Consider the following 13,185-nt stretch of genomic DNA (forward strand, 5'->3'; position numbering starts at 1 on the left):
GAATGAAAAAGTTGAAAGTAGCAAGTTTATTATTATGTGCAGGACTGTTTTTAGCAGGCTGCGGCGATGGCGGAGGTTCATCTGATGGACCAGAAAGTGATGAAAAAACAAGTATTTCTTGGATGGCGATGCTGCATACCGCTTCACCTCCGTCTGGGGATGTAACACAAAAGTTAGAAGAATATACAGGGGTCGAGATCGACTTTACATGGGTGCCGGACGCATCAAAAACAGAACGCTTGAATGCAGCATTAGCGTCAAATTCTTTAGCAGATATCGTAAGTTTGACAGAAATCAATAACACAACCGTCCGTAGTTCGCTAGCATCTGGAATGTTCTGGGATGTGGAACCCTATTTAGAAGAGTTTCCGAATCTGGCAGAAATTTCTGAGGATCGCTTAGAATCTTCTCGGATCGATGGTCATATCTATGGTGTACCGTTTCTAAAACCGATCGCTCGTTATGGTGTCCTCGTAAGAAAAGATTGGTTAGACAATTTAGGGTTGGACGTGCCATCGACTTTAGAAGAATTATCAGCTGTGGCACAAGCCTTTACAGAAGGAGACCCAGATGGCAATGGGGTAGATGACACGGTCGGATTCGTTGAACGTGATGAGTCCTTTAATGTTGGGTTCCGTTCACTTTCAGGTTACTTTGGTGCAGACAATTGGTTTACGATCACGGATGATGATGAAGTGATGCCATCCTTTATGCAACCAGAATACAAAGAAGCAATGGAATGGTTCCGTAATATCTATGATAACGGCTGGATGAATTCTGATTTTGCGGTAATGGCGAAAAATGATCAGAAGAACTATATCGTTCAAGGTCGTGGTGGGATTGTATTGAGTGGTTTGCAAGAAGTACGTAACTACATTGATGATGCAGCTGGTACTGATGAAGAGCATATGGAATGGGTCTTGATCAATGATATCGTCCATGAAAATGTGGAACGTCGTATCCTTTCTGATACCAATGGTGGAATGGGCGGTTGGTTAGCCATTCCGAAAAACAATGTTGAAACCGAAGAAGACTTACGTGTTGTTTTGAAATTTATCAACGATTTGATGGACGAAGAGCCGTTTACCTTGATGACGCAAGGGATCGAAGGGGTCCATTATGAAATTGATGATGAGGGTGTCTATGTCCGTTTAGATGATACGAAGTGGCAACAAGAAGTACAACCATTTTCTTCGTCTCGTCCATCAGAATTAGTAACAGTTTTCCCTTCAAGCAACCCATATGTCAACTTAGCCAATGAAAAGATTCGGGAAAATGAAGAGTTTGCGGTGATCAATCCTGCACAATCGCTGACCTCTGAAACCTATGATCGTTCATGGTCAAGCTTGATTGAAGGAATCTCAGACGCTTACTACCAATATATGACTGGGGAAATCGAGATCGATGGGTTTGATACAGCGATCGAAACCTTCTTAAGAAATGGTGGACAGCAAATCATTGATGAGTTCACGGAAGATTATCGTTCACAACAATAGAGGTCACAAAAGGTTCTGATCATCTGTTGAGAAGGAATGGATGAAGTGAGGAGCCGCTACTGCTGAATGATTGGAAGACCAAGACCAGTTGAAGTGATTCGCTGCTTGGTCTTCTTTTTGCTTCAAAAGCAGTGAAGAAAGGAGAAGCTATGTTTCAACTAACTGTTCGGGGACATGATTTAAAGAATTATGGGTCCCCAGAAGAATTAGCGCAAAAAATTGCCGCCAAAAACATTCATAACATTCAATTTGCATTAAATAAATCCTTCCCGCAATGGGCAGAGCCAGAGCAATTAAGCCCTGGTTCAGGCCGCTTTTTCAAACGTGTTTTTGGTCAATCTCATGTTCAGGTCGCTTTATTGAGTTGTTATAGTAATCTGATCCATCCTGATCTGGAAAAACGGGAGGCGATTTTATCCAGATTCGAGACCTATCTCGCACATGCCAAATACTTTGATGCAGCTATGGTTGCAAGTGAAACTGGTTCGGTTTTGCCAAATATGGGGTACACCGAGGAAAATTTCAGTGACGTCGTTTTCGATGATTTGGTTCAGGTGATCAAGCGTTTGGTCCAAGTGGCTAAGAGACATCAAGTGATGCTAGGGATTGAAGCGGGCTTGAATCATCCACTATCATCGATCGATCGAATCGAAGAATTGCTGGAACGAGTACCGTCTGACTATTTAGGGATCATCTTTGATCCAACCAATCTGATTACGTCGAAGAACTATCAAGAGCAAGTCGCTTTGACAAGGGAAGCTTTTTCCCGCTTTGGTGATGCCATCGTTTGCTTGCACTTGAAGGACTATCAAGTAATCGATGGTAAAATCAAGGTAGTGCCATTGGGAGAAGGAAGGATTGATTATCAACAACTATTGGCCATCACCGCTGAATACAAGCCATTTTGTTATGTTGTGTTAGAAGGGACGACCGAAGAAGCGATGCAGCCGGCCATTTCACTGATTGAAGCATTGCAAAAGTGAGCGAGCTGTCTTTGATTGTGACTGATGAGGAAAAGCTTTGTTACAAGGAGTCACGGGAGATCAAGGAATCCTTTCCTCAACAAGCAGATTTATTTACTTACTAAAAGTTAGTGTTATACTTAAAGGTACAAGTGAACTTAACTGTTTAGAAAAGAGGAAATAGCGATGACAATGATTCAATCAACCTATCAAATCGATGCAACAGCCGCAATTGGCAAAGTCGTTTTAAAAGTAGCGAATATGGAAAAAATGAGCCGGTTTTATTCGGACGTGATTGGCCTAACTTTATTGGAGCAAAGTGTAGATCACGCGCGATTGGGCGTGGGGACACAAGAGCTTTTAGTCCTAGAGAAGGTAAGTGATCCGTTGCCTTTGACACGGAAAACAGGCCTTTTCCATACGGCGTTTCTTTTGCCTAGCCGTAAAGACCTAGGAAATATGCTGATTCATTATTTGGAGGCCAAAGCCCCTCTGGATGGTGCTAGCGATCATGGGTATAGTGAAGCGTTATACCTGACCGATCCAGAAGGAAACGGGATCGAAGTGTATCGTGACAAACCGAAGAGTGAATGGGATATTCGAGCAGACGGTGAGATCGTGGGCGTTACTATCGAAATGGACGCGCAAGGCGTGCTGGGAGCCGCTGACCGATCACAAACGACTTTTCCAGTTGGCACCACGGTGGGGCATGTCCATTTGAAAGTGGCGGATCTGGCAAAAACAGAAGAATTCTACACCGAAGTTTTAGGCATGCGTTTGACTTCAGATTTTGGTAGCCAAGCAAAGTTTTTTGCTGCTGGTTCGTATCATCACCATATCGGATCGAATATTTGGATGGGAAGAAATGTTCCAGCTATGGAGGAAAAGGATCTAGGCTTAGCGTACTTTACGATCGTTTTGCCAGCTTTGGCTTTTTCTACGTTACGAAGTCATCTAAAGGCAAGTGGCGTTTCTTATGAGTTAGAAACAGACAGCCGCTTGCATTTGACTGATCCGAATGGGATCAATCTGATCATCGAAAGAAAGAATCAGCCTTAAGATGGAGGTTTTTTCATTCATGAAATGAGAGAATAACCTATAATCAAGTAAAAGGAGAGCAAGCATGAAAAAAAACGGGGCGGGACAATCACTATTTCTAGCATTATTGATCAGCATGGGCTTATTTTTCTTTGTCCAAGGGAAACAATTAATAGAAAGTGGGGCGTCTCCTGTGATTTTTATTGCTTTTTCGGCTTTTGCAGGAATTATCGGAGTTGGTGTCTATGGTCTTCAAGCAATAATGAAACAGCATCGGCGCAAAGCCATGGTACCAATCAAAACCAAAAAATAAAGAAACCGGCCAATCTTAAACAGGAAGATTGGTCGGTTTTTTGTTTACGCTAAGAAAAAATGGGGAATGGGATCTGTCTCGTCCACTACATACTAATTTTCCATGTTTTCAATCGCAAATTCGATCTCATCAGGTAAGAAGCCGTTCCCTTCAAGATGAGCGGCCATATTTCTTTGACGGATCCCTAACACCCGGCGGGATTGATTGGCGCGCCCTAAAGCATGGCGATACCAATCTACGTCAAGGGTCTCTAGTGCCCATTGTGTTTCCTCCGCAGTGAAACCTTCTGTTTCTAACAGTTCTGCCATCTCTTGTTTTGAATAAAAGCGACGATTTCCTTGCGCTCTAACGAGGAAAAAGGCTTCACGTTCTCGTTCTGTCGCATTGTTTTCGCGCTCATAGCGTGCTGCTACAGTCGGGGCGAAATGAAACCCTGCTAAAATCGTTTCCTCGGTCACTTCGTTATCAAACACGTAGGTTCTAAATTGAAAACGATTGTCGTTTTCCAGTTCAAGCCATAGGGATTCAACCAGAAATCGATAACCGACTGGAATCGTTTCATAAACTGCATCGGCAATTTCGTAAAAATAAGCGGAAACGGCTTCGTAAGGAGTCATTATCTCGGGAACGATTTCCGTCATTTGCCCATTAAACAAAGTGATTGCGGCAGGGTATTTTTCGCCAGCATTCGTAAATGTGAGAATCTCCACTGGCTCATGTTTTGTTGAAAAGACATTCATGGTCACACCGTTCGCCAAATCAATAGCACTCTGCCACTCGATTTCTTGGTCTTCGCTTTGTTGGTGTAAGTGTTCAAGTGTATCAGGTGTCAAACCAAGCTTTTCTCGTGTATCTTCATTAATTCCTTCTTCATCGGCAAGAGGATTGTTTGCTCCAGCGGTCACTAGTGCCAAATCCTCTTCGTATTCGTTGAATAATTCTTGCAATTTTGCTCGTCTACTGACGATGATCGGGCTCTCTTCATGGATGGCAAGTAAGGCTTCGATACGGCCATTGCGAGCGGCAACCCAACTGGGCATATCCAGATAGCGAGCTTCGATCGCTTCTTGAGCGAGTGCGATCATTGTTTCCGTGTTTTCAATGAATGCCGCCTTGTGTTTTGAGTTGCTATTGACCTGGTCTAGAAAGGCCAATTCTGCTTCTTTGCCTCGAATCATCAGTTCGAGATTTTCAATACTTAACTCATAAGTCAGATTTTCTGCATGATAGGTATGTTCCCAACCAGCATCTAAAGCTGCACCGATGCGCTCAGAAAGTTCCTCAGGACTTGCTGAATTTATCGTCCCACATCCTGAAAGCAGGGACAGTATTAGTAATAAAGGCAACAAAACTTGTTTTTTCATTTTTCTCCTCCTCGTGAGACTCTAGTAAACCTCGCCAATTTGTACGAATGAACGCATCAGATCGAGCACTTTCTTGAGTATAAACATAGTCACAATATAAGTGACATCAACTGACCCCCAAAGTTAGACCAAAAAACCTAACTTTTTGGGGTCACTACAACAGCATATGGGCATCGCGATGCCCTTTTCTTCGCTAGCTTTTAGTTACCTATGTTTGTCATCGCGTAGTCGATTTGTTCTTCTGAAAAGTCTTCAAAAGTTAATAACCGGCGAATGTTGTCAGGAGGAAGACTCATCAAGGAATGGTAACTATTTGCTTTCTTCAACGCCTGCTCGTTCCAATCAATCGTGAGCTGATCAACTGCCCATTGTGCATCATTATGGGTAAACCCTTCAAATTCTAATTGTTGTATCAATCGTGCACGTGAGAAAGCCATGAGGTTCGTATAGGATTCGGCACGAGCGATCGTTCGTCTTTGTTCTGAAGATCCTTCATTCTCGGTCTGAGTTTGTTCGTCATTGTTTTGCTCTTGCTGCAAAGCCGTAGCTGCTTCTTGTTTTGCGTTTGCTTCTTGAAGCTGTTGATACACGGTAGTGACCATGTCTTGATCAATGTCATGATCAAAGCCATAGGTCATCACCGCCAGCTGATATTCATCTGAAGATTGATCGAATCGATTCATAAACATCAACGATTCACGAGGAATATTTACGACCAGCCCTCGTAAAATCGTTTCATAGAATGCAGCTTTTTGCTCGTCGGCAGTTTCCCGATTAAGAACAGTAAATCCAGATGCGTACTCCTCTTCGGGCTTCGAAAAAACGAAGACGTCAACATTCGTTTCACTTGTGTGGTAAACAGTGGCGGTGAGTTCGTCGTCAAGTTTGATCCTGCGATGAAGAGTTAGCTCATCTTCGGTGAGCTGCTGAAGCTGCGCAATATCGTCTGCCAAAAGCCCCAGCTTTTGACGCGGGTCGGCTTCAGGAATCGTTTCGTTTGCTACCTCCAGTAGACGGTTGAGGTTGTCATGATTACTGAGAATGATAGGGCTCCGTTCATGAATCGCAGCCAGAGCCTGGCTATAACCAATGCGGGCAGCAAACCAAGCAGGGACATCGATCCGACGCTCCACTAACGCTCGTTCAGCGGTTGCCATCAAATCAATTGTGTGGCTGATTAACTGATAAAGATCTTCGTCGGAAGAATCAAGCTCTTCCAAAATAGCCAATTCGGCTTGACTGCCGGCAATCAACAACTCTAAGGTTGCTGGGTGATAATAGGCCCAGCCCGTTCCGGATTGGTTTGTATATTCCAGTCGTGCGTCGATGCCAAGTGCAACGGTCTCTGACAGTTCTTCATCTGCCTTTACGCAACCGATAAGCAAAATAACGAATGACAATAGGGTGATCAGTACTCTTTTTTTCATTAGGCTCCTTCTTTCTATCGAAAGTAACTGAGAAAACGGTCGGAAGAGGTTTGTTTATCTGGGGGAAGGAGGAGAGAAGGTGAATGGGAAAAATGCTGAAAAGATTTTTCATCACCAGTAAATTCAGGCAACTGTTTCTGATCCGCCAATAAGAAAAAGCGGAGCATCGAACCAGCATTCGAGAATAATTGTTATATTATTCATTTTATATGAAAAATAGTGTGAAATGCAATGATAAAAGAGTTTTTATCGATTTTTACATTTGGGAAAGGAAGCTTCGTATCAACTTTCTAGGAGTAGACGCTCAAGATCAAAGCGATCGAAAGAATTCATCGAAGGATCGCCATGGGGAATCTTTTGAGCAAACAAAAAAACAGCTTCCCATAATAGGGAAGCTGTAAGGATGCGGAAAATGGGATTTGAACCCACACGAGCGATTGCTCACAAGACCCTCAATCTTGCACGTCTGCCATTCCGTCATTTCCGCAAATACTATAGAAGGAAACGCAGGCTGAGGTAGTTCTGTCACGCCGCGTCTAGAAAATATCTTACCTGATTTTCAACAGGTTTGTCAATAACTTTTCCTAATGCTATTTGAAAGAATTTTCAGACTTTAGATTGCATTTTCTCCCATAAAAGGTATGCTAAAAGAATGAATAATTATTTTTTTGAGAGGAGAGCAAATGAACTACTTTAAAAACCAGTTAGCTAAATCTGTCAAACAGAAAACGTTCCTCTTCCTGCTCATTGGTGCCTTTAGTTTAGGTTGCTGTTTTTCCATTTATTTGAAGCTGATGGAACCCATCAACTTACCCGCCACGATCACTGCAGAAAAAGCGGAAGCCTCACGGCTTGTTGATCGCTACCAAGCCAATCAGTCGGGTTCACCTGCTGAACAAGAGGTGTATCAACTTTTGCTTGAAAACAATACACTGACTTCGCGACAGTTATCCAACTTGATTATGGAAGAATACGAACGATTTAATCAAACGAGTATTCAAATTGCAGAACTAAAAAAGCAGATTTGGGCGTCAGAAGTTGATGACAAAGGATTTTTGCCACCTTTATGGGCAATCGAACAAGATCAGAAGGTCTATCAAGCTTTAGTCGAGCAAGAAAAAGAGCCGGTCCTCACTGCTGCCAATGCCCAGACCGCTGTCGCTTTGGCAATAACGTTTTTGCTGAATTTTGGCTTCTTCTTTTGGGCTTTTTTTGCCAGTGACAATTTGATAGAAGAAAGAGAACACTTCTCTTTGATTCGCTCGTACCCGCAGATTTTTCCGATTCGGATGTTAAGTAAAATTGTGGTTAAAGGGATTACAAATTTAGGCGTTTTGATTGTGTTCTTCTTAGGCGTCTTTCTTTCAATGAGCCTTCTGGGGGAGTTCGGGGATTGGCAGTATCCAGTAGCCGTCTATCTCAATGGGGATTGGGTAGCCTTACCTTTTTGGCAGAGCGTTTTATATAGCCTGGTTTCTTTTGGCTTGCTGATTGGTTTGATCGAATGCTTAGGTTTTGTCATGAACATGATCGCAGCCAATCGATACGTCTCTTTCTTTTTGCTGTTGCTTTTTTATGGGCTCGGCTTGATTCCGATGCTGCAAAAGATCCCACTGTTACCAGTTCATATAGCTGCTATGGATAAATTTTATTCGGGCGCCTTTGCATTGGGTTCTGGTACTTCTTGGGGAGTCTATGCTAGTTGGCTGCTGACGGTGGTGTGGATCTTCCTTTGTATAGCTTTGATGCTCGTTGCGGATAAACAGAATCACTTGTTGAGAGGAGGCAAAGGATGAAAGACTATTTTTTATTTGAATTACGACAACTCTTAAAGAGCAAGAAAACTATTGGTCTTTTTTGCTTGCTTCTTATCTATAGCGGCGTTTACAGTTTTTGGCAAAAAGATTTTCGCCCGATTGAACGAGTAGATAAAACAGAAATGCAACAACGCTATACTGTGCGACAAGATTTTCTTGATCAACAAGCAGCCAATCCTTCTGACCATTGGTCGGCAAGCTTAGCAGTTGAAATGTTTACCCCATGGAACGAAGCGGAAAAACAACGATTAGATGCACTAGCTGATGAAAACTGGCAAGCTTATGCACGAGGAACAACTACGTGGTACCAGTTGGCATTGCAGTTTACCGATGAACGAAATGTTTTTTATACACCGGATTATTATACGTTTCAAAATTACTACGCTGCCTATGACGGTCGCTTTGGTTATGCTTCAACCGCTAAGCTTATGGAAGCCTTCAGCCAGTTGCCGAATAAGAAACTCTCGCAAGCAGTCATGGAGCAAAAAACGGGGATACAGGCATTGCAGCGAAGTTTTACTGGATATTTACCGATTCTATTGCTTGCTGTTTCTTTATTTTTGGCGATCGATTGCTTACCAAAAGAACGAAGACATAAATCCCTATTTCTTTCACTGCCATTATCGGCAGAAGAGATCCTTTGGAGCAAAACGGCAGTATTGATGGTCGGTTCTGCAATTGCAACGCTTGGGACCATGTTCTTTCTCTGGTTGGGTTCTGGTATTCAATTCGGCTTTGGTTCCCTGGAACTACCGGTCACGATTTTATCACCGACATTTGATGCCCGCTACCCGATCACAGATTTCAACGCTTTTGAAACACAAGCCATCGGTCTTTTTATAGGCCAATGTTTTCTTGCGACGCTTTTTTTGCAGTTTATTTATTGTCGTGGCATCTTGTTGTTCAGTGCCCTGTTTCGCTCAGAACTGGTTAATTTGCTTTTGGCTGGTTTTTGCTTGCTTTCACCCTATATTTTCCAAAGACGTTGGTTCAGTGCTTACCTTGATAAAACGCTGTATGTCTATCTGTATCAAAATGTGGGACAAGTCCTTTCAGGCTGGACACGTTTTTATTTTGGTTCTGCAGGGTTTACGATGGAAAAAGGGTTGCTTTTATTAGGAGGCGTTTGGCTTCTGATCGAAATGTGTTTCTTCGTGACGATCCAACGCAAAAAATTTCATTTGGCATAGGAGGAACGATATGTTAGAACTGAAAAATGTGACGGTCACGTATACGAGAAAAGTATTGGATCAGCTTTCCATTGCCTTTTCTCCCGGGGAAATCGTCGGGTTAGTCGCCCCTAACGGCACCGGGAAATCCACGCTATTGAATGTGGCGATGAATTTCATCCAGCCGAATGAAGGCGCAGTATTTTTGAATGGCAGTCAAGTATATGTGACCAAAAAATCAGAAGTGGCAGCGCATCAACAAATTTCGTTTTTTCCTGACCAAAATGATTTGTACAATGATTTGAGTGGTTTCGAGCATCTCAAGCTGTATCAGCGAATGTGGCGTTCAGAGGAACACTTAGTGGAAGAAACGATTGAGCGCTTGCGAATGAGTGACTATATCAAACGTCCTGTGGGCACCTATTCACTTGGGATGCGGCAACGTCTTTGTTTTGCGATGCAGATCGTGACGGATACGCCATATATGCTGATGGATGAAGTCATGAATGGCTTGGATCCGACCAATGTGGAATTGATCTCTAACGTATTAAAAGCCTTGCGAGCGCAAAAGAAAGCGATCGTGATTGCTTCGCATATTTTGACGAATTTGGATTCCTACGCGGATCGGGTCTTGTTTTTAAAAGACGGCAAGATCATTCACGAATACTTTGGTCGCAAGTCGTTAGTCAATCAACCGTTGTACTTAAAAACGGACTCGGCAGATTTTTTGGTGGCTTTTCCAGAATTAACGACGGTGACCATCGATCTGCAAGGACGGATCTATCTGATAGAAATCAGCGATCCTCAGCTACCGCAACGGTTTATCGCTGCAGGGATCACTGATTTTTCTGTGGGGCACTTGGCACTAAATGAATTGTATTTGACGTATTTTCCTGAAAATCACTGACTGTCGCACTATTTACGAGATGAGAGCGGGACAAGCACAGATGAAGGAGAAGCAAAAAAATTTCGCCATAGGTAAAAGTTTTTTGCTATAATAGGTTCAATCTGAAAAGAGATCAACGACGAGAACCAATAACCTGACGTTGACCTATGGTTAAAGGAGAAATGGAATATGAAGAAATTTTCGAAGTCGTCAAAACTTGAAGGGGTCAGTTATGATGTGCGCGGCCCAGTTTTAGAAGAAGCCGATCGGATGCAAGAAGAAGGCATCAGTATCTTGAAATTAAATACGGGGAATCCCGCGCCTTTTGGGTTCGAAGCCCCAAATGAGATCGTTAGAGACCTGATTATGAACGTGCGAGAATCGGAAGGATATTCTGATTCGAAAGGGATTTTTTCTGCCCGTAAAGCGATCGAACAATATTATCAATTACAGAAATTTCCTGATGTGACCATCAATGATATTTACACAGGTAATGGTGTTTCCGAGCTGATCACGATGTGTATGCAGGGCCTATGTAACAATGGGGACGAAGTGCTCGTGCCGATGCCTGACTATCCTTTGTGGACTGCTTCGATCTCATTAGCTGGCGGAAAGCCCGTCCATTATATTTGTGATGAACAAGCAGATTGGAATCCTGATATCGAGGACATCAAAGCTAAGGTCACCAGCAAAACCAAAGCGATCGTCATTATTAATCCGAACAATCCAACAGGAGCCGTTTATCCAAAAGAAATTTTGGAGCAAATCGTCGACGTTGCTCGTGAGCATGACTTGATCATTTTCTCTGATGAGATCTATGACCGATTAGTCATGGATGATTATGTCCATGTGCCGATTGCTACATTAGCGCCAGATCGATTCGTTGTGACGCTAGGTGGCTTGTCTAAGTCTCATCGAGTGGCAGGTTTCCGTGTGGGCTGGATGGTCCTCAGTGGCGACAAGTCCCATGTGAAAGACTATATCGAAGGCTTGAATATGCTATCTTCGATGCGACTGTGTTCGAATGTCTTATCGCAACAAATCGTTCAGACCGCATTAGGAGGCTATCAAAGTTCTGATGAGTTACTATTACCAGGTGGTCGTATTTATGAACAAAGAGCGTTTATCCACAAGGCAATCAATGACATTCCGGGATTGTCAGCGGTGAAACCGAAAGCCGCCTTTTATATTTTCCCTAAAATTGATATTCAACGCTTTAATATCACCAATGATGAACAATTTGTTTTAGACTTTTTACACGAGCACCACATCTTGCTGGTTCACGGCGGTGGGTTCAACTGGCAACAGCCAGATCATTTCCGAATCGTTTATCTTCCTAATATGGAAGACTTAAAAACGACTGCTGAAAAAATGACAGAATTTTTGGCGTCCTATCGTCAGAAATAAGAATATAAAAAAGCACCGCTCCTTCAACAACCGTGAGGGAGTGGTGCTTATGTTTTTATTCGGCAACTGGTTGACAAATTTTTTTGCTCACAATCATTCGATTGGTAAATTTATCCAGCATTTCAGCACTAGGATCGGTGACTTGAACCAGAACAGAGTTCTCATATTCTCGTTCGATGATCCCTTGATACTTCTTGCCATCCCATGTAAAAAAGATCGTACTGTCGATCGTCATCTTAACACCTCATTTGAAATTGTGGAAAAATAACAAGACATTCTTGAAATTGCTTTCCTTTTTGTCATTATGTGCTAAAATAAAGAAAATTAAAAATGCGAATTCGCATTTTTGACAAGAAACGTTCGGTTTTTATAAGAATTCCCCCTGGAGGACAATTATGAAGAAAAAAGAAGAATCTTTTGGTCAAAATATCCGTTCGATTCGGTTGAAACGAAAGATGACACAGAAGATGTTAGCGGAAGATATTTGTTCGCAAAGTGTTTTAAGCCGTATTGAAAACAACGAAGAGTTGCCGAACGTCTGGGTGATGTACCAAATCTGCCAACGCTTAGGAGTCACCTTAGATCAAGTAATGATGCTTCATTCGGAAGAGATCAACAAAACCAATCAAATCTTTGCCGAAATCGAATCACATTTTGTCCATAAGCAGTTTCAAGAAATGCGGGAAAAAATGGAAGATAAGGCGATCAAGGATTATTTGTATCTGGATTCAGATATGCAAATGTATTACTACTATCTAGGCAGCTGTGATTATTTCCTCGATCAAAACTATGATGCCGCCCTTGAGGCGCTGAAAAAAGGATTGGCCTACTCCTATCAACAGGATAAGACCAATGTGTCGGTGATGGAAATTCGTATCCTGAGCTGCATGGGTCGCGTCTATAGTGATTTGCTGCAACTGGGTGAGGCTCGTTTTTACTTAGAAAAAGCTTACGATGCCATGCACGCACTGCCGCCGGAACGTCTCTCCACATCATTGACCAAAATTTACTACAATTATGCGGTCTTTTTAAAGGAGCAACAAGAAGATTGCCTCGCGCTAAAGGTAACGAACGAAGGCATTTCCTTAGCCAGAGAAAAAAACAGTTTGTATTTTCTAGAAGAATTGTTTGAACTGAAGGGACACTTACTTTATAGACTGAAAGAAGAAAATGCAGCCGAAAAAAGTTTTCAGCTGTATCGTGCTGTCATGGATATTCGCCAATCTGACAAAGTGGTGTAGACCTTTCTTGACTTCTTCCCTAAATAAGAGTACTTTTAAGGAAGAAAAGAAATAGAGGAGCGATC

Annotated in this window: 12 protein-coding genes and 1 tRNA gene; 9 read left to right on the forward strand and 4 right to left on the reverse strand. The window is 42.6% G+C overall.

Annotation, left to right across the window (positions count from 1 at the left end; translation table 11 throughout):
• The first annotated feature begins 2 nt into the window (after nucleotides 1-2).
• The 4 genes from IGJ26_RS06910 to IGJ26_RS06925 all read left to right on the forward strand — a co-directional run bounded on the left by IGJ26_RS06910 (nucleotide 3) and on the right by IGJ26_RS06925 (nucleotide 3,809).
• Nucleotides 3-1,496 (forward strand): extracellular solute-binding protein, encoded by a 1,494-nt coding sequence (locus IGJ26_RS06910; protein ID WP_016613309.1) that lies wholly within the window; start codon nucleotides 3-5, stop codon nucleotides 1,494-1,496.
• Nucleotides 1,497-1,645: 149 nt separating this feature from the next.
• A complete protein-coding gene (locus tag IGJ26_RS06915) occupies nucleotides 1,646-2,479 on the forward strand; it encodes a sugar phosphate isomerase/epimerase family protein (RefSeq protein ID WP_194199474.1) in 834 nt (277 codons plus the stop codon).
• Nucleotides 2,480-2,644: 165 nt separating this feature from the next.
• Nucleotides 2,645-3,517 carry a VOC family protein gene (locus IGJ26_RS06920; RefSeq protein ID WP_005236471.1) on the forward strand — a complete coding sequence of 291 codons (873 nt, stop codon included), beginning with the start codon at nucleotides 2,645-2,647 and terminating at the stop codon, nucleotides 3,515-3,517.
• Nucleotides 3,518-3,581: 64 nt separating this feature from the next.
• Nucleotides 3,582-3,809, forward strand: coding sequence for a hypothetical protein (locus IGJ26_RS06925; protein WP_005229963.1), 228 nt, complete (start codon nucleotides 3,582-3,584; stop codon nucleotides 3,807-3,809).
• Nucleotides 3,810-3,901: 92 nt separating this feature from the next.
• On the opposite strand, the gene IGJ26_RS06930 is transcribed toward IGJ26_RS06925, so the two are convergent.
• From IGJ26_RS06930 to IGJ26_RS06940, 3 genes are all read right to left on the reverse strand, one after another.
• Nucleotides 3,902-5,173 (reverse strand): hypothetical protein, encoded by a 1,272-nt coding sequence (locus IGJ26_RS06930; protein WP_086317259.1) that lies wholly within the window; start codon nucleotides 5,171-5,173, stop codon nucleotides 3,902-3,904.
• A gap of 200 nt (nucleotides 5,174-5,373) precedes the next feature.
• On the reverse strand, nucleotides 5,374-6,600 hold the full coding sequence (locus IGJ26_RS06935; protein WP_121261103.1) for an Ltp family lipoprotein: 1,227 nt from the start codon (nucleotides 6,598-6,600) through the stop codon (nucleotides 5,374-5,376).
• A gap of 404 nt (nucleotides 6,601-7,004) precedes the next feature.
• Nucleotides 7,005-7,087 (reverse strand) — tRNA-Leu (locus IGJ26_RS06940).
• Between the two features lie 196 nt (nucleotides 7,088-7,283).
• On the opposite strand from IGJ26_RS06940, the gene IGJ26_RS06945 reads away from it, so the two are divergent.
• From IGJ26_RS06945 to IGJ26_RS06960, 4 genes are all read left to right on the forward strand, one after another.
• Nucleotides 7,284-8,396 (forward strand): hypothetical protein, encoded by a 1,113-nt coding sequence (locus IGJ26_RS06945; RefSeq protein ID WP_194199476.1) that lies wholly within the window; start codon nucleotides 7,284-7,286, stop codon nucleotides 8,394-8,396.
• Nucleotides 8,393-9,607, forward strand: coding sequence for an ABC transporter permease subunit (locus IGJ26_RS06950; RefSeq protein WP_005236453.1), 1,215 nt, complete (start codon nucleotides 8,393-8,395; stop codon nucleotides 9,605-9,607). Before IGJ26_RS06945 ends, IGJ26_RS06950 begins: the two co-directional genes overlap by 4 nt.
• A gap of 10 nt (nucleotides 9,608-9,617) precedes the next feature.
• A complete protein-coding gene (locus IGJ26_RS06955; RefSeq protein WP_194199477.1) occupies nucleotides 9,618-10,493 on the forward strand; it encodes an ABC transporter ATP-binding protein in 876 nt (291 codons plus the stop codon).
• Between the two features lie 168 nt (nucleotides 10,494-10,661).
• Nucleotides 10,662-11,879, forward strand: a complete 1,218-nt coding sequence (locus IGJ26_RS06960) for a pyridoxal phosphate-dependent aminotransferase (RefSeq protein WP_005236450.1) — start codon at nucleotides 10,662-10,664, stop codon at nucleotides 11,877-11,879.
• A 55-nt stretch (nucleotides 11,880-11,934) separates the two neighbouring features.
• Here IGJ26_RS06960 and IGJ26_RS06965 read toward each other — a convergent pair whose 3' ends face one another.
• The gene (locus IGJ26_RS06965) at nucleotides 11,935-12,114 is read right to left on the reverse strand and encodes a hypothetical protein (RefSeq protein WP_005236448.1); all 180 of its coding nucleotides are present in this window, start codon (nucleotides 12,112-12,114) and stop codon (nucleotides 11,935-11,937) included.
• Nucleotides 12,115-12,274: 160 nt separating this feature from the next.
• On the opposite strand from IGJ26_RS06965, the gene IGJ26_RS06970 reads away from it, so the two are divergent.
• The gene (locus tag IGJ26_RS06970) at nucleotides 12,275-13,120 is read left to right on the forward strand and encodes a helix-turn-helix domain-containing protein (protein ID WP_008381491.1); all 846 of its coding nucleotides are present in this window, start codon (nucleotides 12,275-12,277) and stop codon (nucleotides 13,118-13,120) included.
• The last annotated feature ends 65 nt before the right edge of the window (nucleotides 13,121-13,185 follow it).

The sequence above is a fragment of the Enterococcus sp. AZ095a genome, assembly GCF_050546735.1.
In the GTDB taxonomy this organism is placed as follows: domain Bacteria; phylum Bacillota; class Bacilli; order Lactobacillales; family Enterococcaceae; genus Enterococcus_D; species Enterococcus_D entomosocium.

Excerpts from the sequence above, each read along its gene's own strand:
- IGJ26_RS06950 (WP_005236453.1), top strand. The coding sequence starts at position 8,393 with ATGAAAGACTATTTTTTATTTGAATTACGACAACTCTTAAAGAGCAAG.
- IGJ26_RS06965 (WP_005236448.1), bottom strand. The coding sequence starts at position 12,114 with ATGACGATCGACAGTACGATCTTTTTTACATGGGATGGCAAGAAGTAT.
- IGJ26_RS06955 (WP_194199477.1), top strand. The coding sequence starts at position 9,618 with ATGTTAGAACTGAAAAATGTGACGGTCACGTATACGAGAAAAGTATTG.
- IGJ26_RS06945 (WP_194199476.1), top strand. The coding sequence starts at position 7,284 with ATGAACTACTTTAAAAACCAGTTAGCTAAATCTGTCAAACAGAAAACG.
- IGJ26_RS06970 (WP_008381491.1), top strand. The coding sequence starts at position 12,275 with ATGAAGAAAAAAGAAGAATCTTTTGGTCAAAATATCCGTTCGATTCGG.
- IGJ26_RS06935 (WP_121261103.1), bottom strand. The coding sequence starts at position 6,600 with ATGAAAAAAAGAGTACTGATCACCCTATTGTCATTCGTTATTTTGCTT.
- IGJ26_RS06930 (WP_086317259.1), bottom strand. The coding sequence starts at position 5,173 with ATGAAAAAACAAGTTTTGTTGCCTTTATTACTAATACTGTCCCTGCTT.
- IGJ26_RS06915 (WP_194199474.1), top strand. The coding sequence starts at position 1,646 with ATGTTTCAACTAACTGTTCGGGGACATGATTTAAAGAATTATGGGTCC.
- IGJ26_RS06910 (WP_016613309.1), top strand. The coding sequence starts at position 3 with ATGAAAAAGTTGAAAGTAGCAAGTTTATTATTATGTGCAGGACTGTTT.
- IGJ26_RS06960 (WP_005236450.1), top strand. The coding sequence starts at position 10,662 with ATGAAGAAATTTTCGAAGTCGTCAAAACTTGAAGGGGTCAGTTATGAT.
- IGJ26_RS06920 (WP_005236471.1), top strand. The coding sequence starts at position 2,645 with ATGACAATGATTCAATCAACCTATCAAATCGATGCAACAGCCGCAATT.
- IGJ26_RS06925 (WP_005229963.1), top strand. The coding sequence starts at position 3,582 with ATGAAAAAAAACGGGGCGGGACAATCACTATTTCTAGCATTATTGATC.